The sequence below is a fragment of the Bradyrhizobium sp. UFLA05-108 genome, from assembly GCF_059803455.1.
Genome location: NZ_JBANAZ010000002.1, coordinates 129235 through 154908 on the forward strand (window position 1 = coordinate 129235; position 25674 = coordinate 154908).

Here is a 25674-nt window from a genome sequence, read left to right on the forward strand (position 1 = left end):
GATGCGCGAGCATGGTGGCAATCTCGACTCCGCGATGCAGCGTTTCGGCGGGCGCATCAAGGACTGGATCGATCTGTCGACCGGCATCAATCGGCAGCCTTACGCGGTGGGCGAGATCGAACAGCACGCATGGCGTGCGCTGCCGTCGCGATCCGAGATTGAAGCGCTGCACGAGGCCGCGCGGCAGGCCTATGCAACGCAGGCGCCGCTGCTCGCCATGGCCGGCGCGCAGGCGGCGATCCAGTGTCTGCCGAGTTTGTCGCGCAAGGGCCGCGCGCGCATTCTCGCGCCGACCTACAATGAATATGCCGCGGTGCTTTCTCCGGTCGGCTGGGACGTTGCCGAGGTCTCCAATCTCGACGCGCTCGCTGGTGCCGATCTCGCCGTCGTCGTCAATCCCAACAATCCCGACGGTCGGCAGCATGACAAGGCCGATCTGCTTGCAATCTTGCCGCGCGTCGGTCGCCTCGTGATCGATGAGAGTTTTGCCGATGCGCTGCCCGAACTCTCGCTCGCGCCCGAAGCTGGCCAGGGCGGCCTCCTGATCCTGCGCTCGTTTGGCAAGTTTTACGGATTGGCAGGCTTGCGCCTTGGCTTTGTGCTCGGCGCGGAAGCGGACATTGCAACGCTCGTAGCGATGGCGGGGCCGTGGCCGGTCTCAGGCGCTGCGATCGCCGTCGGTCGGCGCGCGCTGCTCGATCGCGAATGGGCCAGCGCAACGACGGCGCGGCTCGGCCAAGACTGCGCACGTCTCGATGCCATGGCGACTGCGCAAGGATGGCGGCTGATCGGCGGCACGCCACTGTTTCGTCTGTACGATGTCGGTGATGCGCTTGCCGCGCAGGATAAGCTCGCGCGCGGCCGGATCTGGTCGCGCGTCTTCAGCCAGCAGCCGAATTGGCTGCGCCTGGGCCTGCCGGGCGACGAGAGGGAATGGGCGCGTCTTGCGTCAACGCTCTCCAGTTGACCTTCAGCGCGCCAGCGCGAGCAGGCCTTCGACGTCGAGATGGGCCTCGATGTGATCGGCGAGTGCGTCGAGCGCGCTCTCGACCCTTGCGCCGTATGGCTGGTCTGTCGTGGGAATATCGAGCTGCGCGAGGAACGCCTTGCGGAAACCGTCCGACGTGAACAGCCCATGCAGATAACTGCCGTGCACGCGCCCATCGCTGGAGATGGCGCCCTCCGGTGCACCATCGAGCATCGCGAAGGGACGCGCGCGATCCGGCCCATCGGTGCGGCCAATGTGAATCTCGTAAGCGTCAATCGGCTCGCTGGTCCCGGCATGGCGCGCGGTGACGCGCGTCAGTGTTTTTTGCGGCGACATCACCGTCGTCACGTCGAGAAGGCCGAGGCCGGCTGTCGCGCCGGTCGAGCCCTCGATGCCTTCGGGATCATCCACGCTGCGGCCGAGCATCTGGTAGCCGCCGCAGACACCCAGCACGTGCCCGCCGCGGCGGTGATGTGCGAGGAGATCGATGTCCCAGCCTTGCGCGCGCAGGAAGGCGAGGTCGCCGCGCGTCGATTTCGAGCCAGGGATGATGACGAGCTGTACGTCGCCCGCGATGGCTTCGCCGGGACGGACCATCACGAGGTCAACGTTTGGTTCGAGCTTGAGCGGATCGAGATCGTCGAAATTGGCGATCCGCGACAGCGCCAGAAACGCGATCTTGCATCTGCCGGGCCTTCGCGCGTCGCCCAATCCCAGTGCATCCTCGGCCGGCAATTCGCCGGCGCGGTTAAACCAGGGCAGCACGCCAAAGCCGCGCCAGGATGTCTTGTCCTGGATCAGCCGGTAGCCGTCGTCGAACAGCGTGGGATCACCGCGGAACTTGTTGATGACGAACCCCTGGATCATCGCGGCATCGTCAGGATCGATCACGGTCTTGATGCCGACGAGCTGGGCGATGACGCCGCCGCGGTCGATGTCGCCGACCAGCACCACCGGAACATCAGCCTTGCGGGCAAAGCCCATATTGGCGATGTCGGCCTTGCGCAGATTGACTTCGGCCGGGCTGCCGGCGCCTTCGACCAGCACGAGATCGGCGCGCGTCTTCAGCCGTTCGAAGCTTTCGAGCACGGCGCCCATCAGCGTCGGCTTCATCGCCGCGTAGTCGCGGGCGCGCGCGGTGGCGATGCGCTTGCCTTGGACGATGACTTGCGCGCCGACATCGGTCTCGGGCTTGAGCAGCACGGGATTCATGTCGGTGTGCGGCTCGACGCCGGCGGCGAGCGCCTGGAGCGCCTGCGCGCGGCCGATCTCTCCGCCATCGACGGTCACCGCCGCATTGTTCGACATGTTCTGCGGCTTGAAGGGAAGCACGCGCAGGCCGCGGCGCTTTGCGGCACGCGCAAGGCCCGCGACGACGAGCGACTTGCCCACGTCCGAGCCCGCTCCCTGGATCATCAATGCGCGCGCCATCGAAGTCTCAGAACTCGACGCCGGCTTGTGCCTTGATGCCGGAGCGGAACGGATGTTTCACCAGCGTCATCTCGGTGACGAGATCGGCGATCTCGATCAGCTCGTCCTTGGCGTTGCGTCCGGTGAGGACGACATGCGTCAGCGGCGGCTTCTGCGTTTTCAGGAAGTCGACGACCTCGGCAATATCGAGATAGTCGTAGCGCATTGCGATGTTGATCTCGTCGAGCACGACCATGCGCAAATTGGGGTCGAGGATCAGCTCCTTCGCCTTCTCCCAGCCGGCCTTCGCCGCGGCGATGTCGCGGGCGCGGTCCTGCGTCTCCCAGGTAAAACCTTCGCCCATGGCGTGGAACTGGCAGAGATCGCCAAAATGCCCGGTGAGCAGGCGGCGCTCGCCGGTATCCCAGGCGCCCTTGATGAACTGGACGACCGCGCAAGGGAAGCCATGCGCGACGCAGCGAACGATCATGCCGAAGGCGGAGGAGGACTTGCCCTTGCCCGCGCCGGTATGGACGATGATCAGCCCCTTTTCGCCGCTCTTGGTCGCCATGATCTTGTCGCGGGCAACCTTCTTCTTCGCCATTTTCGTGGCATGCCGGGCGTCGGTGTCTTGCACCGCTGGGGTATCCGGTTCAGGCGTCATCTGAAATGGTCCTTCGGCTTGACAAGTGGCGGCCATGGGCAAATGGTGGGCCAGTGTTGGTTCCTGTCCTACGACAGGAGCTCTAGGGTGTAGATCTCAGAAAACACCGTATCATTAAAAAAAAAAATTTTTTATGTGTATAAGAGACAGCCGGGAGACCTGCCAGCGCGACTGTTTTGGACCGGCGGACGGGGTGTTCCGCGACGGGGAAACGGACCCTCTTTCGAGCGGTTCGTGCGCCTCATCGCCTCCCGCAGATATCCTGGAAGGGGCGATGGCCGTCACACTTCACGTTTGTATCACCTGCCGCGCCGGGCAGACACCCGGCGAAGGTGAAGCCACGCCCGGCGCACGGCTGCATGCCGCGATCCTCGAGGCCGGCGTGCCCGAGGGCGTCAACCTGGTTCCCGTCGAATGCCTCTCGGCGTGTAGCCAGGGCTGCTCGGTCGCACTCAGCGCGCCGGGCCGATGGTCCTACGTCTACGGCCGCCTGTCGGATGCCAATGCGAACGATGTGATCGCAGGCGCTTCGGCTTACGCGGCTGCGCCCGACGGCATCGTGCCATGGCGCAGCCGCCCCGAAATCTTCCGCAAGCAATCGCTTGCCCGCATTCCCCCCATCGCCGTCGTGCCGGAGGCCGCCGAATGAACACGCTCGCAAAAGTCCCGGTCACGGTCGTCACGGGTTTTCTGGGATCAGGCAAGACGACGCTGATCCAGCATCTGATCAGCAATGCCAACGGCAAGAAGCTCGCGGTGCTCGTCAACGAATTCGGCAGCGAAGGTGTTGACGGCGAGATCCTGAAATCCTGCGCAGATGCCAATTGCCCGGAGGAAAACATCGTCGAACTCGCCAATGGCTGCATCTGCTGCACCGTGGCCGACGATTTCATTCCGGCGATGGAGCAACTGCTCGCACGTCGGGTGAGGCCGGATCATATTCTGATCGAAACGTCGGGGCTGGCCTTGCCGAAGCCGCTGCTGAAAGCGTTCGACTGGCCGGAGATCCGCTCACGCATCACGGTCGACGGCGTGATTGCGCTCGCCGACGCCGAGGCTGTCGCGGCCGGACGCTTCGCGCCCGATCCGGCTGCGGTGGAGGCGCAGCGCGCGGCGGATGAGAATCTCGATCACGAGACGCCGCTGTCGGAGGTGTTCGAGGACCAGATCGCCTGCGCCGATATCGTGCTCCTGACCAAGGCCGATCTTGCCGGCGCGGCGGGACTCGAAGCAGCGAAGGCGGCGATCGCGGCGGAAATGCCGCGCCCCGTTCCAATGCTGCCGGTCGTCGACGGCGCGGTGGACTTGCGCGTGATCCTCGGTCTTGAGGCGGCGGCCGAAGATGATCTCGCCGCGCGCCCCTCGCATCACGACGGCGAGGACGATCACGAGCACAATGATTTCAACTCCGTCGTGATCGATCTGCCTGAGGTCGTCGACGTCGAGGCGCTGATCGCCTCGGTGCAACGGCTGGCGCGCGAGCAGAACGTGCTGCGCGCAAAGGGCTATATCGCGGTCAAGGGCAAACCGATGCGGCTGTTGCTGCAATCGGTCGGCGAACGCGTGCGGCACCAGTTCGATCAGCCCTGGGGCGTGCGTCCCCGGCAATCCAAGCTGGTCGTGATCGGCGAGCATGGCGACATCGACGAGACCGCGATCAAGGCAGGACTTGGTATCTCAGGGCTTGGGATCTGATGCACGTCGTCTTCCGCGAGAGCCGTGGTCTGGAAGAGACTGCGACGCCAAGGGACATCGGCCAGGATCCGGCCGATCTCGTGGTGCTCTCGTTCTCGGACTCAGATCTCGCCGCGTTCGCGGCTGGTTGGCGGCGAGGGTGCGCGAGCCTGCCGTCGCTGCGGCTGGCGAATCTCGCCGAGCTGCGTCATCCGTTGTCGGTCGACACCTATATCGAGCGGACGCTGTCGCAAGCGCGCGGCATTCTGCTGCGCCTGATCGGCGGCGAGTCCTATTGGGCGTATGGGCTTGCAGCCCTGCAGCAACTGGCGAAGGACCGCGGCATCGCGCTTGCCGTGTTGCCAGCGGATGGTCGCGACGATGAACGGCTGGATGCGTTCTCGACCTTGCCGGTCTCGACGCTCAGACGGCTGAAAGTGCTCTGCGACAAGGGCGGACCGGTCGCCGCACAAGCCGCGATCGCGCAGCTTGCGCTGGCCTCGGGTCTCTATGCGGGACCGGTGGTAGGTGAGATCGAGGTTCCCGAGATTGGATTTTACGAGCCGGGACGCGGCGTTGTCGGGGCGCTGCCCGACCCCGGCGGAAAACCTCGCGCGATCGTGACCTTCTATCGCTCTTATCTCACGGCCGCCGATACTGCGCCCGTCGATGCGCTGATCGCAGCGCTGCGCGAGAGAGGTTTCGAAGCCTTTGGTGTCTTCGTTACATCGTTGAAAGCGCCCGGCGTGGCGGATTGGCTACGCGCACTGTTTGCACAATGTCTGCCAGCGGCCATCGTCAACGCGACGGCGTTCTCTGCGCTTGGCGATGACGGCACGACGCCGTTCGATGCTGCGTCATGCCCGGTCTTCCAGGTCGCGCTCTCTACGGCACGTCGTGAGGACTGGGCCGAATCGCTGCGCGGGCTTTCGCCGGGCGATCTTGCGATGCACGTCGTGCTGCCGGAGGTCGACGGCCGCGTGTTTGCGGGCGTGGTGAGCTTCAAGTCGGCTGGCGAGCGCGATCCTGATCTGCAATTCGCCCATCTCGCCCATCGGCCGGACGAAGAGCGCATTGCCGCCGTCGTTGCGCGCGTGGCGGCCTGGCAGCGGCTCGCGGAGAAGCCGGCAAGCGAGAAGCGGCTGGCGATCGTGCTCTCCAACTATCCCGGTCGGCCGCACCAGATCGCCCACGCGGTCGGGCTCGATGCGCTCGCCTCCGTCGAAGTGCTGCTCTGTGATCTCAGCAAAGCCGGCTTCGATGTTGAACCACAGAGTGCTCTCGGCGATCACTTGCTGAAACAGGAATTGACGTGGAGCGCAGCCGATTATCGCGCGGCGCTTTCCCGCCTTCCGCAGGCATTGCAGGACGATCTGGCCCGCGCCTGGGGGCCGCCGGAGAATGATCCGAGCTGCCGCGGCGGCGCATTTCATTTCGCGGCGATCAGAAGCGGCAAGGCTATCATCGCGGTGCAGCCGGAACGTGGCTATGTCAGTCACCGCGACGCCGACTATCACGATCTTTCGCGCACCCCGCGCCATGCCTATGTCGCGTTCTATCTCTGGCTCCGGCAGCAGGGCATGGACGCCGTCGTGCACATGGGCGCGCATGGCACGCTGGAATGGCTGCCGGGGAAATCCGTGGCGTTGTCGTCGTCCTGCTGGCCCGAGGCGCTGATCGGCGGTCTGCCTGTCGTCTATCCCTTCATCGTCAACGACCCCGGCGAGGCCGCGCAGGCCAAGCGGCGCACCGGTGCGGTGACGATCGGCCATCTGCCACCGGCGCTGGCGAAGTCCGCGGTGCCGGAGGGCTTGCGCCGGCTCGAGCAGCTGCTCGACGAATATTCGACCGCCGACGGTCTCGATCCCGCGCGCCGGCACCGGCTCATTGCCGCTATCCGCGACGAGGCGCACGCGGCCGGCCTCGACGCCGACCTCGGCCTTGCCGCATCGGCGCTATCTGCCGAAGCGATTCCACGCATCGACCGTTTCGTCTGCGATCTCAAGGAAAGCCAGTTCGGCGATGGCCTGCATGTGTTCGGTCGGGGGACTTGCGGCGAAGCGGAGAGGGACGCGCTCATTGCGGCGCTGTCCGGCAGGCGCGTCGCCCCCGGGCCAGCGGGCTCGCCCTATCGCGGGCGCCAGGACGTGCTGCCGACCGGGCGCAACCTGTTCGCCGTCGATCCGCGCGCCGTGCCGACGCCGTCGGCGCATGCGCAAGGTGTGAAGCTCGCCGAAGAACTGTTGCGCCGCCACTTGCAGGATCACGGTGACTGGCCGAAGGGGCTCGTCGTCGATCTCTGGGGGTCCGCGACCATGCGCACGGCGGGTGAGGAGTTTGCGATGGCGTTGCATCTGGCCGGGCTCGCGCCGCGCTGGGATCACGCATCAGGACGCGTGACTGGCTACGACATGATCGCGCTGGCCGAGCTCGGCCGTCCTCGCATCGACGTCACACTTCGCGTGTCGGGACTGTTCCGCGACGTCTTCGCGGGCCTTGCGCAATTGTTCGAGGCGGCCAGCGAGGCACTCTCGACGCGCGAAGGCGAGGGTAACGAAAATCCCTATCGCACGCGCGCCGCGCGCGTGTTCGGGCCACGTCCCGGACAATATGGCGTCGGCCTCTCCTCGATACCGGATGTCTTCACTGAAGGTTCGCGCGAGGCGGCCGCCGAGGCCTGGCTGTCGGCCTCATCCTGGGCGTTGTCTTCAGACGGCGAGATGCGGCCCGATCGCGCCGGCATCGAGACGAGGCTCGCCAGCGCCAACGCCTTCGTCCATGTGCAGGATCTGCCAGAGACAGACCTGCTGCTCGCCGCCGACTATGCCGCGCATGAGGCGGGCGTTGCGGCTGCGGCGGCAAAGCTAGGCGTGGCCGCGCCGTCGCTCTATCACCTCGACGCGACGCGGCCCGACCAGCCGCAGGCGCGCGCGCTTACGGAAGAGATTTCGCGCGTCGTTCGCGCCCGCGCCGCCAACCCGGACTGGATCGCAGGCATGATGCGCCATGGTTTTCGCGGCGCTGCCGAGATCACTGCGACGCTCGAGCACATGGCCGCATTCGCGCATCTGGCGGGCGCCGTGCCGCCGTATCTGTTCGATGTCTATTATGATGCGACCCTAGGCAACGACGATGTCAGGTCGTTCATGGCGCGGGAAAATCCGGCCGCCTTGGCTGCGATCGAAATCTGCTTCGCTCGCCTGCACGAAGCTGCCCTCTGGAAGACCCGCCGCAACTCGATCGCGGCGGCGCTGAAGGAGGCCTCATGAGCGCGGTCGCGATCAAGGGCTGGTGTCCCGGCGCGCTGCGGCCGATGCTGTCGGGTGACGGCCTCGTGGTCCGCGTGCGCCCGCATGGCGGCCGGCTGGCGGCGGCGCAGGCGGCAGGCATTGCGGAGCTTGCCGCGCGGTATGGCAACGGTTTGATCGACGTGACCAGCCGGGCCAATCTTCAAGTGAGGGGCGTGACCGAGGCGGCGCATCTGCCTCTCCTCGACGGCCTCGCGCAATTGGGCCTGCTCGATTCCGATCCGGAGACCGAATCACGACGCAATATTCTGGTGACGCCATTCTGGAACGCCGGCGACGACACCTGCCTGCTCGCCGACGAGCTCGAGCAGGCTCTTGCGGGTAGCGCGCTCGATCTTCCGACCAAGTTCGGCTTTGCCATTGATGACGGTCGTGAGCGTGTGCTGACGAGCGCATCCGCGGACATCCGGATCGAGCGCGACCGTACGGGGGCGCTCATGGTGCGTGCCGATGGCGCGCAAGTCGGGCGCGCGGTTACGCGGCGAGAAGTTGTGACCGCGGCGCTCGCGTTGGCAGAGTGGTTCGTGGCATCCCGTGACGCCAAGGTCGGGCGAGGGCGGATGGCAGCACATATCGCTGCCGGCGCGAAATTGCCTGACGCCTTGCGTGGCGAGGTCGAGCCTGCCGTCACGGCAGCTGCAGCCCGTCCTGGTCTTTACCCGCAAGGCGCGATGATTGGTGCGGCCTTTGGGCAGTTGCCGCATTCGGCGCTCACTCATCTTGCCTCTTGCGCGCCGGCGCTGCGCATGACGCCGTGGCGGATGATTTTGGCGGAGGGCATGCGCGAGCTGCCGGGCGGTGAAGGCCTCATCACCCGGGCCGATGATCCCGCGCTGCGCGTGATCGCCTGTAGCGGCGCGCCGCGTTGCCGTGAGGCACATGCCGACACCCGCACGCTTGCTGCCGCGCTCGCGCCTCACATCGCGCCTGATGCGCGGCTTCACGTCTCCGGCTGCGCCAAGGGTTGCGCGCATTCGGGACCGGCAACGCTTACGCTCGTTGCAACTCGTGACGGATTTGATTTCGTCCGTTGCGGCTCGACCCGCGATATGCCTGTGCGGCGTGGTCTGAGCGGCGCCGAGATCGTCAAAAATCCCTCCGTGCTAATGGGAGGGCGCTGATGCCGCACGTGTACGAGACCGACGGCGCGGCGATCTATCGGCAATCCTTTGCGACCATCCGTGCCGAGGCCGACCTCGCGCGCTTCACGCCGGACGAAGAGCAGGTCGTCGTGCGCATGATCCATGCCGCTGGGATGGTTGGGCTCGAGATGAATGTCCGCTTCACGCCCGGCATGGCGCGCACCGCGCGCGCGGCGCTCGAGAGCGGCGCGCCGATCCTGTGCGATGCGCGCATGGTGTCGGAAGGAATTACGCGCGCGCGGCTGCCGGCGAACAATGCCGTCATCTGCACGCTCGGCGATCCTGCCGTGCTCGCGCTCGCCGAAACCATGCGCAACACGCGCTCGGCGGCGGCGCTCGAGCTTTGGCGGCCGCATCTGAACGGTGCGATCGTTGCGATCGGCAACGCGCCGACCGCGCTGTTTCACCTGCTGAACATGCTGGAGGACGAAAACTGTCCACGTCCGGCGGCGATCATCGGCTGTCCGGTCGGCTTCGTCGGCGCGGCCGAATCCAAGGCAGCCCTGATGGCGAATCCGCCGGCGCCGGCATTGGCGGTCGACGGGCGCCTCGGCGGCTCGGCGATTACCGTTGCCGCCGTGAATGCGCTGGCGAGCCGGAGCGAATAGAGATGGGGCGTATCATCTGCTGCGGCCTTGGGCCCGGCGATCCCGATCTGATGAGTGTGCGCGCCGATCGCGAGGTGCGCACGGCCAAGCACGTTGCATATTTCCGCAAGAAAGGGCGTCCCGGCCAGGCGCGGCGCATCGTCGAGGGCATGCTCGCAGGCGACGTCACCGAATATCCGATGGAATATCCGGTCACGACGGAGATCGCCTTCGACAGCCTGGAATATGTGCGCCTGCTCGCCGGCTTCTACGACGAATGGGCCGAGCGGCTGGCGCGGCTGGCGCGCGCGGTCGACGTCGTCGTGCTCTGCGAAGGCGATCCTTACTTCTACGGCTCCTTCATGCACCTGCACGCACGTTTGCAGGGGCGCGTCGAGATCGAGGTCATTGCCGGCATTCCCGGCATGGCCGGCTGCTGGAACGCGGTCGGCCAGCCGATCGCGCTCGGCGATGACGTGACGACGGTCCTGATGGGCACGCTGGCCGAGGACGAGCTTGAGCAGCGCATGTGCAATTCCGATGCGCTCGTCATCATGAAGACCGGTCGCAATCTGCGAAAAGTGCGTCGCGCGCTCGCCTCCGCCGGCAGGCTCGATGATGCCTGGCTGGTCGAGCGCGGCACCATGCCTGGTGAGCGCGTTGCGCGGCTCGCCGATATCGACGAATCCGACTGTCCTTATTTTGCAATCGTGCTGGTGCACGGGCGGGGACGGCGCATGGACGCCGGCGAATGACGGGAACGCTGACCATCGCGGGGCTTGGGCCCGGCGACGAGGCCTTGGTGACGCGGGAGGTTTCTGCTGCGCTCGCGGCTGCGACCGACGTCGTGGGCTATGCTCCCTATGTCGCGCGTGTTGCGCCCCGCGATGGCCTGACGCTGCACCCCTCGGACAATCGCGTGGAGCTTCAGCGCGCGAGCGAAGCGCTGCGGCTTGCAGCGGAAGGACGGCAGGTGGTCGTGGTGTCGTCCGGCGATCCCGGCGTGTTCGCGATGGCGTCGGCCGTATTCGAGGCGCTTGAACAGACTCCAGAATGGCGGGAACTGCCGATCCGCGTGCTGCCCGGCGTGACCGCGATGCTGGCCGCCGCCGCGCGCGCGGGCGCGCCGCTCGGCCATGATTTTTGCGCGATCAATCTCTCTGACAATCTCAAGCCATGGCCATTGATCGAGAAGCGCCTGCGACTCGCGGCGGAGGCCGATTTCGCCATTGCGCTCTACAATCCGCGCTCGGCGAGCCGGCCGGAAGGCTTTGGCCGCGCGCTCGCGGTGCTGAAGGAGGCGGGCTGCGGCGAGAGGCTGGTGATCTTCGCCCGCGCGATCAGCGCGCCGGACGAGCGGATCGAGACGGTCGCGCTGAACGAGGCGACACCGGAGATGGCCGATATGCGCACGCTCGTGATCGTCGGCAATTCGCAGACGCGCCGTGTCGGCCGTTGGGTCTATGCACCGAGGCAGGCCCGATGACCGAGCCACGCCATGACTTCGGCTACGCTTTCTACCCGCAGCCGCTCGGGAAGTCGCGGCCGTGCGATCATGATGACGGGCAGGCTAAGGGCGCGGGCCGCGTCGATCTTGGCGCGCGCGCCTTCGCCGCCGGAATTGCGGGCGACGATCCATGCGATGCCACGCGACCGCAGCAGCTCAACCTCGCCCTCGAAGGTGAACGGCCCACGCGACACGATGATTTCGGCTTCGAACGGCAGCGTCGCCTCGGAAGGATCGACGAAGCGCAATGTGTAGGTGTGCTGCGGTCTCTCGCCAAACGGGGCGATATGCTGCCGGCCGATCGCGAGGAAAACGCGCGCCGCCTCCTCGGGCAGCGCCGCGACAGCGGCGGCGAGATCCTCGACCTCGATCCAGTTATCGCGCGGCGCTTTCATCCAGGGCGCGCGTTCGAGCGCGATCAGCGGTGTTTGCGTTTCCTCGCAGGCCAGGGCCGCATTGCGGCTCATCTCAGCGGCAAAGGGATGCGTGGCGTCAATGACGTGCGTGACGCCTTCTTGCCGGATGTAATCCGCAAGTCCGCTCACGCCGCCAAAGCCGCCGGTGCGGATCGGCAGGGGCTGTCCGGCAGGCACGCGGGTGCGACCGCCATAGGAATAGATCGCATCGACGCCGGCGCGCGCGATCTCCGTGGCGAGCGCATTCGCATCACTCGTTCCGCCCAGAATGAGGGCGCGCATCATGGCTGATCCCTGGCTGACCATCATCGGTATCGGCGAAGATGGCCTTGCCGGCCTCTCCGAGGCAAGCCGAAAGGCGCTTGCCAGGGCCGAGACCGTGTTCGGCGGCGAGCGCCATCTTGCGCTGGCAGGCATAACCGATCGTGGCCGCCCGTGGCCAGTGCCGTTCGATGCGGATGTCGTGCTGGGCTGCCGCGGCCGGCCCACCGCGGTGCTCGCGTCCGGTGATCCGTTCTGGCACGGCGCCGGCGCCAGCCTCGCAGAGAGGCTTCAGGCCGGTGAGTGGATCGCGCATTCCGCGCCGTCGACGTTCTCGCTTGCCGCGGCGAGGCTGGGCTGGCGGCTGGAGAATGTCGTCTGTCTCGGATTGCACGCCGCGCCGTTCGAACGCCTGGTGCCGCATCTCGCCAATGGTGCGCGGATTATTTGCCTTGTGCGCGACGGCAAGGCCGCCGGCGATCTCGCGAAGTGGCTGACGGAACGGGGCTGGGGTGCTTCAGCACTGTGGACTCTCACCGCGCTCGGCGGCCCGCGAGAAAACATCAGAGCGCATCGTGCAGACGGTTTCACGGCGGAAGCCGGCGACAGCCTGATCGCGGTCGCGCTAGAGACAAGGGGCCTGAATGGCATTCCGCGCAGTTCCGGACTTGCCGACGATCTCTTCGCGCATGACGGCCAGATCACAAAGCGGCCGATGCGCGCGCTGGCCTTGTCCGCGCTGGCGCCTCGACCCGGTGAATGCCTCTGGGACATCGGCGCGGGCTCCGGCTCGATCTCGGTCGAATGGGCCTTGTGCGGCGGTTCGGCGATTGCGGTCGAGGCGCGCGAGGACCGCGTTGTAAACATCCGGCGCAATGCCACGGCACTCGGACTTGCACACAAGATCACCGTCATCGCCGAACCTGCGCCCGGTGCACTGGTAGGTCTGGCGGCGCCGGACGCCGTGTTCATCGGCGGTGGTCTCGACGCCGCGATGTTCGATGCTATCTGGTCTCGCATTGGGTCAGGTACGCGGCTGGTGGCCCATGCCGTGACGCTGGAGACGGAAACGTTGCTGGTGGAGCTTTACCAGCGCCATGGCGGCGACTTGATGCGGGTCGAGATCGCACATGCGGGCTCGTTGGGGCGCTATCGCTCCTGGGAGGTGGCGCGGCCGGTCGTGCAATGGAGCGCGGTGCGATGAGGGTCGCAGGGCTCGGCTTCAGGAGCGACGTCACGCTTGCCGCGCTGCGCGAGGCGCTTCTCGCCGCCGGCGGTGTGGAAGGTTTAGCGGCTGTCGCAACCGTCAGCGACAAGGCGGACAGCGCCGCGCTGAAGCTGCTCGCGGGCGAATTCAACGTGCCGATCAAGGCCATTTCCGCCAATAAGCTCGTGGGCATTACGACGCCGACGCAGTCAGGCCTCATCAAGGAAAAATTCGGCACCGGATCGGTGGCGGAAGCCGTCGCGCTCGCGGCAGCGGGCCGTGATGCGCGCCTGATTGCGACGCGCGTGGTCTCGCAGGACCGGACCGCGACCGCGGCGATTGCGGAGGGAGACGGCGAATGACCGTGCATTTCATTGGAGCAGGGCCGGGCGCCGCCGATCTCCTCACCTTGCGCGGGCGCGACCTGATCGCAGCCTCACTGGTTTGCCTTTATGCGGGCTCGCTCGTGCCCGAAGGCGTTCTGGTGCACTGCCCGAAGGGCGCCCGGATCGTCAACACGGCGCCATTGTCGCTCGACGAGATCATCGCCGAGATTGCCAACGCGCACGCGGAAGGCAAGGATGTCGCGCGGCTGCATTCGGGCGATGTTTCGATTTGGTCGGCGATGGGTGAGCAATTGCGCCGCCTGCGCGCGCTCGGCATTCCCTTCACCGTCACGCCGGGCGTGCCGTCCTTCTCGGCGGCCGCCGCAGCGCTGGAAGCCGAGCTGACCTTGCCGGGGCTTACGCAATCTGTGGTGCTGACGCGTACGCCAGGCCGGGCGAGCGCGATGCCGGAGGGCGAGAAGCTTGCTGCGTTCGCCGCGACCGGCTCGGTGCTTGCCATTCATCTGTCGATCCATTTGCTCGACAAGGTGATTGCGGAGCTGACGCCGCATTATGGCGCGGATTGTCCGGTGGCGATCGTCTGGCGCGCGAGCTGGCCGGACCAGCGCATCGTGCGCGCGACGCTTGCCACGCTCGATGCGGCTGTCGGCGCCGAGCTCGGGCGCACCGCGCTCATCCTGGTCGGCCGGACACTCGGCTCGGAGGAATTCTCAGAGAGCCGCCTTTACGCCGCGGACTATGACCGCCGCTACCGGCCGGTCGGGCCGGCGCCGCGTTTTCCGGAGGAGTCGTGATGCCTGCGGGTTTCGTCATCTCGGCGCCGGCTTCCGGTGTCGGCAAGACGACGCTGACGTTAGCGCTCGCGCGCGCCTATCGCGATCGCGGACTCACTGTGCAGTGCTTCAAGAGCGGCCCCGATTACATCGATCCTGCTTTTCATGCGGCGGCCACGGGGCGTGCCTCCGTCAACATCGATAGCTGGGCGATGGATCGCGCGACGATCGAGCATCTCGTCAGCCGCGGTGCGAACGCCGATCTCGTGCTGGCCGAGGGTTCGATGGGCCTGTTCGACGGCGTCGCCGCGCGCGGCGTCTCGGGGACGGGCGCCACCGCCGACATCGCGGAGATGATGGGCTGGCCGGTGCTGCTGGTGATCGATCCGTCCGGCCAGGCCCAGACGGCGGCCGCGATTGCGACGGGCTTGCGGGATTTCCGCAGCGGGGTGGGTCTCGCCGGCGTCGTGCTCAACCGCGTCGCGAGCCCGCGGCATGAGGACCTCGTGCGCCGCGCTTTGGCCGATGCGGGCATTGCCGTGTTCGGCGCGCTGCCACGCCACGCCGAGATCAGCGTGCCGAAACGGCATCTCGGCCTGGTGCAGGCGGAGGAGCAGACGGAGATCGGTCGCCTGATCGATGAGGCCGCGCGCTTCGTCGGCGAGCACGTCGATCTCGACGCCGTGCTCGGCGCGGCATCTGCATGGACATCGCAGCCAATCACGAATCGGGTTAACGTCACGCCGCCAGGCCAGCGCATTGCGCTAGCGCGCGACGCCGCGTTCTCCTTTGTCTATCCGCATATGCTCGAGGCTTGGCGTGCTGCCGGTGCGGAGATCCTGCCGTTCTCGCCGCTCGCCGATGAGGGACCCGATGCAAGCGCCGATGTGTGCTGGCTGCCCGGCGGCTATCCGGAACTGCACGCCGGCCGTATCGCCGCGAATGCGCGCTTTCGCGAGCGCTTGCGCGCCTTCGCCGAGACGCGGCCGGTCCACGGCGAATGCGGCGGCTACATGGTGATGGGCGCGGCCTTGACCGATGCCGACGGCGCGCGGCACGAGATGCTTGGCCTCTTGGGCCTGGAGACGAGCTTTGCCAAGCGCCGCATGCACCTTGGCTACCGTCTTGCCGAGCTCGCAGCGCCAATGCCGGGACATCAGCCCGGCGCGCGCCTGCGCGGTCATGAATTCCACTATTCGACGATTCTCGCGCAGCCTGATGTATCGCTTGCGATCGTGCGTGACGCGACGGGCGCAACCGTCGCGGAGACCGGATCGCGACGCGGATATGCGACGGGCACCTTCTTTCATTTGATTGCGGAGGACCGGTGAGCGGCTTCGTCTCCTTCATCTCCGCCGGCCCCGGCGATCCCGAGCTTTTGACGCTCAAGGGCGCGGCGCGGCTGCGCGAGGCCGACGTCGTGCTCTATGACGATCTCGCTTCCGGCACGATCCTCGAGCTTGCCCGACCCGGCGCCAATCTGGTGGCAGTCGGAAAACGCGCCGGCCGGCCCTCGACCAAGCAGCAGCACGTCAACCGCCTGCTGGTCGATTATGCGGCGACCGGCGCGCGCGTGGTGCGGCTGAAATCCGGCGATGCCGGCATCTTCGGCCGGCTCGAGGAAGAGATCGAGACGCTTCGGGCGTCGGGGATCGGCTACGAGATCGTGCCCGGCGTCACCTCGGCCTGCGTCGCGGCGGCGCAAGCCGGCATCCCCCTGACCCGGCGGAATACCGCGCGCCGGGTGCAGTTCGTCACCGGGGCCGACGTGACCGGGCAGCTTCCGCAAAATCTGAACTGGACGGCGCTGGCCGACCCGGATGCGACGACGGTGATCTATATGGGCCGGCGCACGTTCCCGGAACTGGCCACCAAGCTGATTGCGCAGGGTCTTTCGCCGGAAACGCCCGCGCTGTTTGCGGAATCCCTGGGCCGCGCCGACGAGCGGCTCGTCCGCACCACGATCGCAAAGCTCGCCGAAGAGCTCGCGCAGGCCGTGCCCGCGACCACCGCCGCCGTCATCCTGTTTGGCGCACTAGCGGGAGAATCGTCGTGATGATGTCCGCAGTTGCCGTTCGACCCTTGACGCCCGGCTTGCGAAAGAGGCACACAAGAGGGGCATGGTGCTCGATGCGGCGCAAAGCGCCGGAGCATAATCGGGAATGGGGGTGGGCGGACCCAGTTGCGGCGCCCCAAACCCCAGCCGCCCCCGCGACTGTAAGCGGTGAGGGGCTCCGATCCGCCACTGGGCCGCAAGGCTCGGGAAGGCCGGAGATCCCCTTCGATCCGCGAGCCAGGAGACCGGCCCTGCACGTTTGGACGCCAAGGCCGTCGGGTGTGACGGCAGGAAGGACTTGAACCATGCATATCGAACCAGGAATCGTGACGGGCGCCAAGCTCGTGTTGAGTTACGCAACCGGCATCGCCACTGGCGGCGTTGCGCTGAAGCTTACGGCGGAGACCGTGCGCGAGCAGGGCGTCAGCTCGTTTGCGGTACGGACGGCTGCGACCACCGCGCTGGTCTTCACCTTCTTCGAGATCCTGCCGCACTTCCCGGTCGGGGTTTCCGAGGTGCACTTCATCCTCGGCTCGACCCTGTTCCTGCTGTTCGGCGCGGCGCCGGCGGCCCTTGGTCTCGCGCTTGGTCTCTTGCTGCAAGGCTTGTTCTTCGTGCCGACCGACCTGCCGCAATACGGCATGAACGTCACCACGCTGCTGGTGCCGCTGTTCGCGATCCAGGCGCTCGCGACCCGCATCATCCCCCGCGACACGGCCTATGTCGACCTGCAGTATCGTCAGGCGCTGGCGCTCTCGACGGCGTATCAGTCGGGCATCATCGCCTGGGTTGCGTTCTGGGCGATCTATGGCGCGGGCTTTGGCGCTGCGAACCTCGCCAACATCGCGACCTTCGCCGCGTCCTATGCGCTGGTCATCGTGATCGAGCCGCTGGCCGATCTCGCCGTGCTGGCGCTGGCAAAATCGCTGCGTGGCGTCACCGCGCCCGGCCTCGTCACCCCGCGCCTGCACAACGCGGCGTAGAGATGAGCTGAGGGGCGGCCGTTCATGGTCGCCCTTCACACTCGTGATGGTCACGCTCTCCCTGATAGGTATCGGTTGCGGCGATCCCGAGCAGCTCACGCTTGCCGCGATCCGTGCCATCAATGCGGCAGATCTCGTGCTGATTCCGCGCAAGGGGACGCAGAAGTCCGATCTCGCCGACCTGCGGCGGACGATTTGCGCCGATGTGCTCACCAACAAAGAGACGCGTATCGCGGAGTTCGACTTGCCGGTGCGTGACGCCGGCGAAGCTGACTACCGCAAGGGCGTCGACGACTGGCATGGTGCGGTTGCTGCGACCTGGTCGCAGGCGATCGCGGGACATCTCGCACATGATGGCCGCGTTGCGTTGCTGATCTGGGGCGACCCGTCGCTCTATGACTCGTCCCTGAGGATCGCGCGACGGCTTGATCCTTTGCCCGCGATCGAAGTCATCCCCGGCATCACGTCGATCCAGGCGCTGTGCGCGGCGCATGCGCTGCCGCTGAACGATATCGGCGCGCCTTTCCTGGTCACGACAGGGCGGCGACTGCGCGAAGGCGGCTGGCCTGACGGAGCCGACACCGTGGTGGTGATGCTCGATGGCGGCACGGCGTTTCAGTCGCTCGATCCGCAAGGCCTGCAGATCTGGTGGGGCGCCTATCTCGGCATGCCCGATCAGGTCGTCATGTCGGGTGCGTTGGCCGAGATCGGTCCGCGCATCGTCGCCGCACGGCAGGAGGCGCGCGAACGGCACGGCTGGATCATGGACAGCTACATTCTCAAACGCAGCGTGTGACGCGACCGCAGTCGCGTGAACGGAGGCAGGACGACATGCTCCCCAATTGGGTTTACGAGAAATGCCCGGGTATCTCGACCTCGCACCGCGAGGCGGCGATGGCGCGGCAGGCGCAACTGACCAAGCCGACCGGTGCGCTCGGTCGGCTCGAGCAGGTCGCGATCGACCTTGCGGGCCTGCAGGAGACGGAGCAGCCGCGCGCCGCGCGCGTGCCGATCATCGTCTTTGCCGGCGATCACGGCATCGTCGCCCAGGGCGTCTCCGCCTATCCGCAGGAAGTCACGATCGCGATGATGTCGAATTTCGCCGCCGGCGGCGCTGCGATTTCGGTGCTGGCGCGTGAATTGGGCTCAAGTCTCGAGGTCGTCGATGCCGGCTCGCTGGCACAGTCGGTGGTCGCGGGGATTGTCGCGGACAAGCCGCGCTGCGGCACGCGCGATTTCAGCGTGGAAGCTGCGCTGGAGCCGGCGGAGCTGGTGTTTGCGTTCGAATGCGGACAGCGCGCTGTGACGCGTGCGGCGGCGAAGCAGCCTGATCTCCTCATCCTCGGTGAGATGGGCATCGGCAATACCACGGCGTCGGCGGCGATCGCGGCGAGCCTGCTCGGGGTGAGCGCCGACGAGATCGCCGGTAGCGGCACCGGTGTCGATGCCGCAGGGCGTGCACGCAAGGCGCGCGTGATCGACGCTGCGCTTGCACGGCATGGCCTGACGAAGACGGGCGCGTCTGCGGAGGAGGTCCTGCGCGCAGTCGGCGGCCTCGAAATCGCGGCGATCTGCGGCGCAATCATCGCGGCTGCACAGCGGCGTGTTCCAACCCTGATCGACGGCTTCATCGTGTCGGTTGCTGCGCTGGCGGCCGCGCGCCTCAATCCGTCATGTCAACCGTTCCTGCTGCCGTCGCACCAGTCGGCGGAACTGGGTCATCGCCTGGTGCTTCGCGCGCTCAACGTTCAGCCGCTGGTCAGCCTCGATCTCAGGCTCGGGGAGGGATCGGGCGCCGCGATCGCGCTGCCGCTGGTGCGGCTCGCCTGCGCCCTGCACAATGGCATGGCGACGTTCGCGCAGGCCAATGTTCCGGATCGTCCCTCCTGATAGCACTCAAACGATCGTCTGATTGACCGAGACGACGCGCCAGCCGTTCGCGAGCCGGTCGATGTGGGTGAGCGAGAGTGGCTCGATCGCAAAGCGCAGCGCCGCCTCCGGGGCGAGGTCGAGCGCGATGCACAGCACAGCGCGGATGGTGCCGGAATGGACGACGAGGACCGCCGGTCCTCTTTCGATGCGGTGAAGGCCTTCACGGGTTCTGGCGATCTGATCTTCAAAACTTTCGCCGCCCGGCGGCCTCGCGTGCGCTGGATTGGCCCAGAACTGCGCGTAGGGCTCGCCGCCCGAGGCGGCGAGATCGTCGTGACGTCGTCCGGTCCATTCGCCAAAATCCTGCTCGCTGAACCCGGGCACGAGGATCGGATCGAGCCCGAGCGCGTGTGCCGTGTCGACGGTCCGTCGTGCCGGGCTCGCGTAGCTCGCGGCCCCCTGCGGCAGGCACCGTCGCAACGCGTCCAAACGCGTCCGGTCGCTGAGGTCGGCCTGCGCATCCATGGCGTGGATCGTCCCCGCGACGCCATCGACGACCGCATGTCTCACCAACCAGAGGAAGGTGTTCCCCTCCATTCAGCATCTCCACAGACGTTTGCACCGCTGCGACAAGAATGCCGCGGCCAGCACATTGACTCTCTGTCGCTCCTAATCATAGATGCTCGCGACGGTTTCCCCATCCGGGGATGAAAAGGGAATGCGGTGCGGGGATTTTCCCCAATGCCGTAGCTGCCCCCGCAACTGTAAGCGGAGAATCCTTCGTCACAAGCCACTGGGCTCTCGGTCCCGGGAAGGCGGCGAAGAGGTCACGACCCGCGAGCCAGGAGACCTGCCGTCAGCCGTGGTCACACGCGAAGATGTCGGTCGGGGAGTACAGACATTTGGCTTAGCTGGAGGCGAGAACTGCGCCGAAGGTTGAGACTTGGTTCGCTGTGACGTGCCACTGACGTCATACCGAGGTCCGAACCATGTCTTCCGCCCGCACCGGCTACCCGCGCAAATTCCTGCGCGCGTCCAGCATTCTCACGCCGTTCATCTTCGTCGATATTTCCGCAGCCGTTGCGCAGCAAGTCCGCGAGCAATTGCCGCCGGTCGAGGTCCGCCAGGCCGACCAAAGCCGCAAGCCGGCCAAGCCGGGCGGACGCAATGAGCGAAGCGCCCGGCGCGCGGCGCCGAACAGAACGGCGACCGCCGTGACCTCGCAAAAGCCGGCCGTTCACGCGACGCAGACACCACTCAACACGAATGCAGTGGCTGAAAGCGCTTCGCGTCTCGGCCTCACTGCGCGTGAGGTGCCCGCGACCGTCGAGGTGATCTCGGCCGAGACGATCCGAGAGCAGGGCTACCGGACCGTTTCGGACGTCGCCCAGGGCACGGTCGGCGTGACCGCCGGCGACAATCCGGCGGAGCCTTCGGCCTTCTCGATGCGCGGCTTCACCAACAGTCAGATCAATACTCTCTACAACGGCATCAAGATCGGCCCGCAGAACATGACCTCGCGCATCATGGACACGGCCAATCTGGAAGCGGTGGAGGTTCTGAAGGGGCCGGCCTCGCTGATGTCAGGCGAGGGCGCCAGCGGCGGCGCGGTCAATTTCGTGACCAAGCAGCCGCACACCGGGCCGGTCCAGAACGAGGCATTCTTTTCGTACGACTCGCTGAACTCGTACCGCAGCTATTACGGCTCCGGTGGCAGCACCAATGTGCAGGGTCTCGATTATCGGTTCGACGTCAGCCGGTCCTCGCTCAATGGCTTTGCCGACGACACCAGCACCAAGACGCTCGATGTATCGAGCCAGCTCAACTATCGCGTCTCGGACAATCTCAAGCTCTGGGGCGCGATCGAATACAGGGAGGATCGCTCAAAGGCCTATTGGGGCGTTCCGCTGGTGCCGATCGCCTACAGCGGGTCGCACGCCACAGCCGGCATCGTCTCCGGCAGCTACGTCTCGAACTACAACGGGTCGAATCTCGGCCCCGTCACGATCGACGACCGCACCTTCAACACCAACTACAATGTGCTCGACAATCGCAACGCGGCGCAGGAGGTGTGGCTGCGTGGCGGCTTCGAGCTCAAGCTCGCGCAGGGCCTCACCTTGAAGAGCCAGACCTATGGCTATGGTGCCGAGCGTACGTGGTTCAACAACGAGGTCGAGGCGTTCAACGCCAATTCAAACCTGGTCGATCGCGAGCGCTTCTATGTGGCGCACAGCCAGCGGCTGGTCGGCAACGTCACCGACCTGACCTGGGATGCGAATATCGCAGGTTTTGACAATCGCCTGGTGACGACCTTCGCCGCGAGCGATCTCGATTTCGTCCGGCCGGGCGCGGCGAATTTCCCGCATGATCTCGTCACGCTGGTCGATCCCGCGCGTGGTTACTATGGCCCGCTCACGACGCAGCAGCAGACGGCGCGCATCGACAACGAAGCATTGTCGTTCGAGGACCGGCTGAAGATCACCCGAAGCTTCGCGCTGATCGGCGGCCTGCGCGTCGAGCATATCGGGCTCGACCGCAATTCGACCAACGTCGGCGGTCTTGAGAAGGCGGGCTTCCCGTTCTCGAAGGACTGGGCGCCGGTGACCGGCCGCATCGGCTACACCTGGGAAGCGGTGCCCGGCCTGACCTTCTATAGCCAGTATGCGACCGGCGCCGACGTCTCGGCCAACAACATCTTCCTGCTCGCACCAACGCAGCCGCTCGACCTGACGACCTCGCGCACCTACGAGACCGGCGTCAAGCATCTGTTCTGGGACAATCGGGCAGAATGGTCGTTCTCGGCCTACGACATCCTGCGCAAGAACGTCTATGCAGCCGCCGGCGGCATGCAGCTCAACATTGCCGGGCGACAGGAGTCCAAGGGCGTGGAGCTCGCCGGTGCCGTGCGCGTGACGGACGCCATGCGGCTGTGGGGCAATATCGCCTATGTCGATGCACGCTATGCCGACTACAATTTTGCCGGTGGCTCGTTCTCCGGCAATACGCCGCCAAACGTGCCGCGCATCGTCGCCAATGCCGGCGCATCCTATCGCTTCTTCACACCTTTCCTCACACCTTGGCCGGTGGAGCTCGGCGTCGTCGGACGTCACGTCGGCGATCGCTACAACACCGATGCGAACACCGTGACGCTGAACGCCTACACGATCGCAGACGTCTACGCATTCGTCGACATCCCGAAATCGGTCTTCGCCGCCGTCGAGCAGACGCGTCTGACGTTCCGCGTGCGCAATATCACCGACAAGCGCTATGCGGTCTGGGGCGATCCGTTCTACCCCGATCAGGTTCTGCTGGGCGCGCCGCGCACCTATGAGATCTCCGCCGCGTTCAAGTGGTAAGGTGATGATCGCATGATGGGCGCGACGATCCTGCTGCACCGCTGGCTTGGAATTGCGTTCTGCCTGCTGTTTGCGATGTGGTTCGCAAGCGGAATCGTGATGCACTTCGTTCCGTTTCCTTCATTGAGTGAAGCGGAACGCGTCGAAAGTCTCGCACCACTGGGAAACGTGGCTGCGGGGATTGGGCCGTCGGACGCCGTCGCGGCGAGCGGACTGTCCGACGCTGCGCGCGTGCGGCTGATCCGGCGGAGCGACGGTCCAGTCTACGTCGTCATGGGGCCTTCGCGGTCGCATGCAATCCGCGCAACGGACGGCGCCGACGCCGCCGTGACATCGCCGGACGTTGCACTTGCCATCGCGACCGATCATGCGCCACGGCGCGGGCTTGATGTTGCCCGCGCGTCGGTCGTCGCGCTTGCCGAGTACGATCAATGGAGCGTGCCAAACGGCTTCGATCGGCATCGGCCGCTGTTCCGCGTGGCACTCGCCGACGCTGATGGGACGGAGCTTTACGTATCGTCGGTCACGGGCGAGATCGTCCTGGATACGATGCGGCGCGAGCGCGGATGGAATTTCATCGGCAGCGTCGTGCACTGGATCTATCCGACTGTGCTGAGGCGCAACTGGTCGCTGTGGGACGGGGTCGTCTGGAGCCTCTCGCTGTTCGCATTGATCGCAGCCGTGCTTGGCGCTGCGCTGGGCATCGCGCGGTTCAGGCTTGAAAAAGGGCGAATGCGCTCACCCTATCGCGGCTGGCATGCCCTGCATCACGTCATCGGGCTCTTGGCGACGATCTTCGTGCTGACTTGGATCTTCAGTGGCTGGCTGTCCATGGACCACGGGCGCTTGTTCTCACGCGGGCAGTTGACGCAAGCCGAAGCGAATATCGCCTCTGCGGTGCCCGACTGGTCCGCGCTTGCGACGGTGAACTGGCCGCCCATCTCACCATCGACCCGCGAGGTCGAGTGGTTCGCCTTCAACGGCAGCTTCTACCGGCGCGACCGCGTCGGTCTCGACAGGCAGATCCTGGTCAGGGCAGGGGATTCGAAACCGGACGAGCAACAGCCATTCCTGAATCCTCGCGATATCTCAGGAGTGACCGAGCGTCTTTGGGACGGTTGTGGCGTTCCAGCACCGGTCAGTGCGACCGATGAGTATCCTGCATCGTCTTTGCTGCCGGGTGGACCCGTCTACCGCACGCGATGCGGCGACGTCTGGTTCGACATCGACGGTTCGAACGGCGTAGTGCTGCAAAAGCTGGATTCGTCGCGACGGGTCTATCGTTGGCTCTACAGCGCCCTGCACACGCTGGATTTTCCCATTCTGCTGGCGCATGCGCACGTGCGTAGCGTTCTGATCGTCGGCTTGTGTGCCCTCGGCTTCGTGTTCTCGCTCACCGGCATTGTCATCGGCTGGCGCCGATTGCGTTACACAATCGGCGCCGGGATCTTGCGGCCGTGACAGACCTCACGCGTTCGCGGCTTCGTTGCGGCGTGAGCCGTCGGACAATCCTTCCTCGGCCAGCCACTCGCGCGCCAGATTGACGTCGAGCTGGGAGAGTTGGTGGCCGACCGGCAACACGCGGCTCTCCACGCGCGCGCCAGATGCAGCGAGAGTCCTGGCAAGGCCTCCGACATTGCCGGGAGGGACGATCGGATCGTGCTGGCCGGAAAGCAGCAGCACCGACTTGCCGACAAGATCGGCCTGGGGCGGCCTTGCCAGCGGCGCCATCGCGCGCAGCAGCACGGCACCGCGCAGGGTTTGCGGTCGAAGCAGCAGGATGGCCGCCGCGATGTTGGCGCCGTTGGAATAGCCAAGCGCCACCGGCGCCGCGATGCCGTACTCGTTGCGTGTGGCATCGACGAAGTCGGCAAGGTCATGCGCGCGGCGCACCACGTCGGCCTCGTCGAACACGCCCTCGGCAAGCCGCCGGAAGAAGCGCGGCGCGCCGCCTTCCAGCACCTGTCCGCGCGCCGAGAGCAGCGCACGGTCAGGGGCGGCCATGCGGCCGAGCGGGATCAGGTCGTTCTCGTCGCCGCCCGTGCCGTGCAGGAGCAGCAGCGGCGCAAGATCGCGCCGCGTGCCCTTCTCGAAGCGGTGGATGAAAGAGAGCTGGCTCATCACGCCGCCTCCTCATCGCCCAGCGGGGCCAGCACGCCTTCGATGTCCTTGCGATGTGCCTCCAGGAACGGCGGCAGCTTCAAGGCCTCGCCGAGCGTGGCGAGCGGCTCGTCCACGGCAAAGCCCGGAATGTCGGTGGCGATCTCGAACAGGATGCCGCCGGGCTCGCGGAAGTAGATCGAGCGGAAGTAGTTGCGGTCCTTCTGCTCGGTCGGCTGCATGCCGTGCTCGGTCACGAGCTTACGCGCCATCTCCGCCTCAGTCGCATCGTCAGCGGCACGGAACGCGATATGATGCACGGAGCCGCGACCCATGCGGCCGGGCAGAAAGCCCTTGGCCTCATAGATATCGACGATGCCGCCGGCTGAGTTCGGCGAACGATAGCGGCTGATCGAACCCTCGCCGCCGGCCGCCTCGAAGCCGAGCACATTGGTGAGGATGGCGCCGGTCTTGGCGGCATCATCGAGCAGTAGCGTCACACCGTGAAAGCCGCGCATCGCGTGCTCGGTCGGAACGTCGCCGTTGCTCCAGGCGCGCTCGTTCTCGGCACCGGGGACGCCGACCAAAGCGAGGCTCATGCCGTCGGGGTCGGTGAAGGACAGCACGCTCTCGCCAAACCGCTTCTCCAGCGCCTCATGCGCGACGCCCTTCTCGATGAAGCGATGGGTCCAGTAGCCGATCGAGCGTGCAGGTACGCGGAAAGCGGTTTGCTGGGTTTGGCCGACGCCGCCCCGGCCCGGTGCCGCATGCTCCCAAGGGAAGAAGGTGAGGATGGTGCCGGGGGTGCCGCTCTCGTCGCCATAATAGAGGTGATAGGTGCCGGGATCGTCGAAATTCACGGTCTTCTTGACCAGCCGCAGGCCCAGAAGCTCTCTGTAGAACTTCAGGTTCCTCAGCGGGTTACCGGAAATCGCGGTGACGTGGTGAAGGCCGGCCATAACTTGTCTCCATTGCGTGTGAGCCCTATCGGCTCGTCATGCTGGAAATATCGTTCCGCTCCAT

24 protein-coding genes and 2 riboswitches are annotated in these 25674 nt (G+C 66.2%); of the genes, 18 read left to right on the plus strand and 6 right to left on the minus strand.

Features of this window, described 5'->3' with window-relative positions:
- Position 1: 1 nt before the first annotated feature.
- Positions 2-967: a threonine-phosphate decarboxylase CobD gene (gene cobD, locus SO140_RS01855; protein WP_449377411.1), complete on the plus strand. Its 966-nt coding sequence runs from the start codon at positions 2-4 to the stop codon at positions 965-967.
- 3 nt (positions 968-970) lie between these two features.
- On the opposite strand, the gene SO140_RS01860 is transcribed toward cobD, so the two are convergent.
- Positions 971-2419, minus strand: a complete 1449-nt coding sequence (locus tag SO140_RS01860; protein WP_498542220.1) for a cobyric acid synthase — start codon at positions 2417-2419, stop codon at positions 971-973.
- Between the two features lie 7 nt (positions 2420-2426).
- On the minus strand, positions 2427-3062 hold the full coding sequence (gene cobO, locus SO140_RS01865) for a cob(I)yrinic acid a,c-diamide adenosyltransferase (RefSeq protein ID WP_449377409.1): 636 nt from the start codon (positions 3060-3062) through the stop codon (positions 2427-2429).
- Between the two features lie 274 nt (positions 3063-3336).
- Here cobO and SO140_RS01870 point away from each other — a divergent pair, with 274 nt between their 5' ends.
- The 7 genes from SO140_RS01870 to cobJ are packed head-to-tail and all read left to right on the plus strand — an operon-like array spanning position 3337 to position 11259.
- Positions 3337-3711: a DUF1636 family protein gene (locus tag SO140_RS01870; protein ID WP_449377408.1), complete on the plus strand. Its 375-nt coding sequence runs from the start codon at positions 3337-3339 to the stop codon at positions 3709-3711.
- Positions 3708-4757 (plus strand): cobalamin biosynthesis protein CobW, encoded by a 1050-nt coding sequence (cobW, locus tag SO140_RS01875; RefSeq protein WP_449377407.1) that lies wholly within the window; start codon positions 3708-3710, stop codon positions 4755-4757. The genes SO140_RS01870 and cobW overlap by 4 nt, the downstream gene beginning before the upstream one ends.
- On the plus strand, positions 4757-8005 hold the full coding sequence (gene cobN, locus SO140_RS01880; RefSeq protein WP_498542221.1) for a cobaltochelatase subunit CobN: 3249 nt from the start codon (positions 4757-4759) through the stop codon (positions 8003-8005). Before cobW ends, cobN begins: the two co-directional genes overlap by 1 nt.
- Positions 8002-9165: a precorrin-3B synthase gene (gene cobG / locus SO140_RS01885; protein ID WP_498542222.1), complete on the plus strand. Its 1164-nt coding sequence runs from the start codon at positions 8002-8004 to the stop codon at positions 9163-9165. Before cobN ends, cobG begins: the two co-directional genes overlap by 4 nt.
- Positions 9165-9794: a precorrin-8X methylmutase gene (locus tag SO140_RS01890; RefSeq protein WP_498542223.1), complete on the plus strand. Its 630-nt coding sequence runs from the start codon at positions 9165-9167 to the stop codon at positions 9792-9794. Before cobG ends, SO140_RS01890 begins: the two co-directional genes overlap by 1 nt.
- Before the next feature lie 2 nt (positions 9795-9796).
- The gene (locus SO140_RS01895) at positions 9797-10528 is read left to right on the plus strand and encodes a precorrin-2 C(20)-methyltransferase (protein ID WP_449377403.1); all 732 of its coding nucleotides are present in this window, start codon (positions 9797-9799) and stop codon (positions 10526-10528) included.
- On the plus strand, positions 10525-11259 hold the full coding sequence (cobJ, locus tag SO140_RS01900; RefSeq protein WP_449377402.1) for a precorrin-3B C(17)-methyltransferase: 735 nt from the start codon (positions 10525-10527) through the stop codon (positions 11257-11259). Before SO140_RS01895 ends, cobJ begins: the two co-directional genes overlap by 4 nt.
- Here the strand turns inward: cobJ and SO140_RS01905 are convergent.
- Entirely contained in the window at positions 11235-11981 is a 747-nt protein-coding gene (locus SO140_RS01905; protein WP_449377401.1) for a cobalt-precorrin-6A reductase, read from the minus strand. The genes cobJ and SO140_RS01905 overlap by 25 nt on opposite strands.
- Between SO140_RS01905 and cbiE the strand changes: the two genes are divergently transcribed.
- From cbiE to cobT, 8 genes are all read left to right on the plus strand, one after another.
- Positions 11980-13161 (plus strand): precorrin-6y C5,15-methyltransferase (decarboxylating) subunit CbiE, encoded by a 1182-nt coding sequence (gene cbiE / locus SO140_RS01910; protein WP_498542224.1) that lies wholly within the window; start codon positions 11980-11982, stop codon positions 13159-13161. The two genes, SO140_RS01905 and cbiE, sit on opposite strands and share 2 nt — an antisense overlap.
- Positions 13158-13526: a cobalamin biosynthesis protein gene (locus tag SO140_RS01915; RefSeq protein WP_474797144.1), complete on the plus strand. Its 369-nt coding sequence runs from the start codon at positions 13158-13160 to the stop codon at positions 13524-13526. The genes cbiE and SO140_RS01915 overlap by 4 nt, the downstream gene beginning before the upstream one ends.
- The gene (gene cobM, locus SO140_RS01920; protein ID WP_449377398.1) at positions 13523-14305 is read left to right on the plus strand and encodes a precorrin-4 C(11)-methyltransferase; all 783 of its coding nucleotides are present in this window, start codon (positions 13523-13525) and stop codon (positions 14303-14305) included. The genes SO140_RS01915 and cobM overlap by 4 nt, the downstream gene beginning before the upstream one ends.
- Positions 14305-15615 (plus strand): cobyrinic acid a,c-diamide synthase CobB, encoded by a 1311-nt coding sequence (locus SO140_RS01925; protein ID WP_498542225.1) that lies wholly within the window; start codon positions 14305-14307, stop codon positions 15613-15615. The genes cobM and SO140_RS01925 overlap by 1 nt, the downstream gene beginning before the upstream one ends.
- The gene (gene cobA, locus SO140_RS01930) at positions 15612-16340 is read left to right on the plus strand and encodes a uroporphyrinogen-III C-methyltransferase (protein ID WP_498542226.1); all 729 of its coding nucleotides are present in this window, start codon (positions 15612-15614) and stop codon (positions 16338-16340) included. The genes SO140_RS01925 and cobA overlap by 4 nt, the downstream gene beginning before the upstream one ends.
- A 48-nt stretch (positions 16341-16388) precedes the next feature.
- A riboswitch (cobalamin riboswitch) is annotated at positions 16389-16608 on the plus strand.
- Between the two features lie 37 nt (positions 16609-16645).
- Positions 16646-17323 carry an energy-coupling factor ABC transporter permease gene (locus tag SO140_RS01935; RefSeq protein ID WP_449377395.1) on the plus strand — a complete coding sequence of 226 codons (678 nt, stop codon included), beginning with the start codon at positions 16646-16648 and terminating at the stop codon, positions 17321-17323.
- 46 nt (positions 17324-17369) lie between these two features.
- Positions 17370-18119, plus strand: a complete 750-nt coding sequence (gene cobF / locus SO140_RS01940; RefSeq protein ID WP_498542227.1) for a precorrin-6A synthase (deacetylating) — start codon at positions 17370-17372, stop codon at positions 18117-18119.
- A 35-nt stretch (positions 18120-18154) separates the two neighbouring features.
- A complete protein-coding gene (cobT, locus tag SO140_RS01945) occupies positions 18155-19213 on the plus strand; it encodes a nicotinate-nucleotide--dimethylbenzimidazole phosphoribosyltransferase (RefSeq protein WP_498542228.1) in 1059 nt (352 codons plus the stop codon).
- 6 nt (positions 19214-19219) lie between these two features.
- Here the strand turns inward: cobT and SO140_RS01950 are convergent, their stop codons facing one another.
- Positions 19220-19792, minus strand: coding sequence for a histidine phosphatase family protein (locus SO140_RS01950; RefSeq protein WP_498542229.1), 573 nt, complete (start codon positions 19790-19792; stop codon positions 19220-19222).
- Positions 19793-19867: 75 nt separating this feature from the next.
- Positions 19868-20067, plus strand: a riboswitch (cobalamin riboswitch).
- Positions 20068-20184: 117 nt separating this feature from the next.
- On the opposite strand from SO140_RS01950, the gene SO140_RS01955 reads away from it, so the two are divergent.
- Positions 20185-22551, plus strand: coding sequence for a TonB-dependent receptor domain-containing protein (locus SO140_RS01955; protein ID WP_498542230.1), 2367 nt, complete (start codon positions 20185-20187; stop codon positions 22549-22551).
- Positions 22552-22563: 12 nt separating this feature from the next.
- The gene (locus SO140_RS01960; protein WP_498542231.1) at positions 22564-24012 is read left to right on the plus strand and encodes a PepSY domain-containing protein; all 1449 of its coding nucleotides are present in this window, start codon (positions 22564-22566) and stop codon (positions 24010-24012) included.
- Positions 24013-24018: 6 nt separating this feature from the next.
- On the opposite strand, the gene SO140_RS01965 is transcribed toward SO140_RS01960, so the two are convergent.
- Together SO140_RS01965 and SO140_RS01970 are read right to left on the minus strand one after the other, a co-directional pair.
- Positions 24019-24672, minus strand: a complete 654-nt coding sequence (locus SO140_RS01965) for an alpha/beta hydrolase (protein ID WP_498542232.1) — start codon at positions 24670-24672, stop codon at positions 24019-24021.
- Positions 24672-25610, minus strand: coding sequence for a ring-cleaving dioxygenase (locus SO140_RS01970; protein WP_498542233.1), 939 nt, complete (start codon positions 25608-25610; stop codon positions 24672-24674). Before SO140_RS01970 ends, SO140_RS01965 begins: the two co-directional genes overlap by 1 nt.
- Positions 25611-25674 lie beyond the last annotated feature (64 nt).

Coding starts and splice junctions, on each gene's coding strand:
- cobG (WP_498542222.1), top strand. CDS start 8,002: ATGAGCGCGGTCGCGATCAAGGGCTGGTGTCCCGGCGCGCTGCGGCCG.
- SO140_RS01955 (WP_498542230.1), top strand. CDS start 20,185: ATGTCTTCCGCCCGCACCGGCTACCCGCGCAAATTCCTGCGCGCGTCC.
- SO140_RS01950 (WP_498542229.1), bottom strand. CDS start 19,792: ATGGAGGGGAACACCTTCCTCTGGTTGGTGAGACATGCGGTCGTCGAT.
- cobF (WP_498542227.1), top strand. CDS start 17,370: ATGGTCACGCTCTCCCTGATAGGTATCGGTTGCGGCGATCCCGAGCAG.
- SO140_RS01895 (WP_449377403.1), top strand. CDS start 9,797: ATGGGGCGTATCATCTGCTGCGGCCTTGGGCCCGGCGATCCCGATCTG.
- cobT (WP_498542228.1), top strand. CDS start 18,155: ATGCTCCCCAATTGGGTTTACGAGAAATGCCCGGGTATCTCGACCTCG.
- cobD (WP_449377411.1), top strand. CDS start 2: ATGCGCGAGCATGGTGGCAATCTCGACTCCGCGATGCAGCGTTTCGGC.
- cobM (WP_449377398.1), top strand. CDS start 13,523: ATGACCGTGCATTTCATTGGAGCAGGGCCGGGCGCCGCCGATCTCCTC.
- SO140_RS01860 (WP_498542220.1), bottom strand. CDS start 2,419: ATGGCGCGCGCATTGATGATCCAGGGAGCGGGCTCGGACGTGGGCAAG.
- SO140_RS01905 (WP_449377401.1), bottom strand. CDS start 11,981: ATGATGCGCGCCCTCATTCTGGGCGGAACGAGTGATGCGAATGCGCTC.
- SO140_RS01970 (WP_498542233.1), bottom strand. CDS start 25,610: ATGGCCGGCCTTCACCACGTCACCGCGATTTCCGGTAACCCGCTGAGG.
- cobJ (WP_449377402.1), top strand. CDS start 10,525: ATGACGGGAACGCTGACCATCGCGGGGCTTGGGCCCGGCGACGAGGCC.
- SO140_RS01935 (WP_449377395.1), top strand. CDS start 16,646: ATGCATATCGAACCAGGAATCGTGACGGGCGCCAAGCTCGTGTTGAGT.
- SO140_RS01915 (WP_474797144.1), top strand. CDS start 13,158: ATGAGGGTCGCAGGGCTCGGCTTCAGGAGCGACGTCACGCTTGCCGCG.
- SO140_RS01960 (WP_498542231.1), top strand. CDS start 22,564: ATGATGGGCGCGACGATCCTGCTGCACCGCTGGCTTGGAATTGCGTTC.
- SO140_RS01925 (WP_498542225.1), top strand. CDS start 14,305: ATGCCTGCGGGTTTCGTCATCTCGGCGCCGGCTTCCGGTGTCGGCAAG.
- SO140_RS01965 (WP_498542232.1), bottom strand. CDS start 24,672: ATGAGCCAGCTCTCTTTCATCCACCGCTTCGAGAAGGGCACGCGGCGC.
- SO140_RS01870 (WP_449377408.1), top strand. CDS start 3,337: ATGGCCGTCACACTTCACGTTTGTATCACCTGCCGCGCCGGGCAGACA.
- cbiE (WP_498542224.1), top strand. CDS start 11,980: ATGGCTGATCCCTGGCTGACCATCATCGGTATCGGCGAAGATGGCCTT.
- cobW (WP_449377407.1), top strand. CDS start 3,708: ATGAACACGCTCGCAAAAGTCCCGGTCACGGTCGTCACGGGTTTTCTG.
- cobN (WP_498542221.1), top strand. CDS start 4,757: ATGCACGTCGTCTTCCGCGAGAGCCGTGGTCTGGAAGAGACTGCGACG.
- SO140_RS01890 (WP_498542223.1), top strand. CDS start 9,165: ATGCCGCACGTGTACGAGACCGACGGCGCGGCGATCTATCGGCAATCC.
- cobO (WP_449377409.1), bottom strand. CDS start 3,062: ATGACGCCTGAACCGGATACCCCAGCGGTGCAAGACACCGACGCCCGG.